The organism is Bacteroides sp. DH3716P (assembly GCF_025914115.1).
Lineage (GTDB): Bacteria > Bacteroidota > Bacteroidia > Bacteroidales > Bacteroidaceae > Bacteroides > Bacteroides ovatus.
In genome coordinates, this window is the sequence record NZ_CP083673.1 from 6,636,752 (window position 1) to 6,637,215 (window position 464).

General features: G+C 64.9%; 1 protein-coding gene. It reads right to left on the reverse strand.

The genetic code is table 11. From position 1 onward, the window contains the following. On the reverse strand, positions 1-241 hold a 241-nt coding region (locus tag KQP79_RS25855), incomplete at its 3' end, for a hypothetical protein (protein WP_264386609.1). Positions 242-464 lie beyond the last annotated feature (223 nt).

The following is a 464-nucleotide window of genomic DNA, read 5'->3' on the forward strand; positions in this document are numbered from 1 at the left end:
TCACCGGGGCCTCGCCGATCGAGCGCAGCGCCGCGGCGACCCGCTTCGCGGTCACCCCCTCGCCGGTCCACCAGTCGACGCCGATCACGTCGTAGATCGAGATCGTCGCCGGATCGTCGGCCTCGGCCGCCATCGGCCGCTCCGCCCAGGCCGCCAGCACGGTCGACGGGGCGTCCCAGCCGGTCGTCAGGCCCGCCGGGCGCTCAAGCGCGCGAGGCTGCGGCAGTCGTCTCAGGGACATGGCTCTCCTCTTCCGTTACGGCGGGCTTCGCCGCCTGCCGCACCGGCGCGAGCCCGGTGCCCTCCGCATGCGCGCCGAGCCCACGAGACCTCTCTACATCTCGTATGCCGTCTTCTGCTTGAAAAAAAAAAAAAATCCTGTATCGCATATTCATCGCACAATTTGCTCGAGTAATCCTCGCTAAAATCGTCAATCAACAGCAACTCCCAATTGACAACTGTTT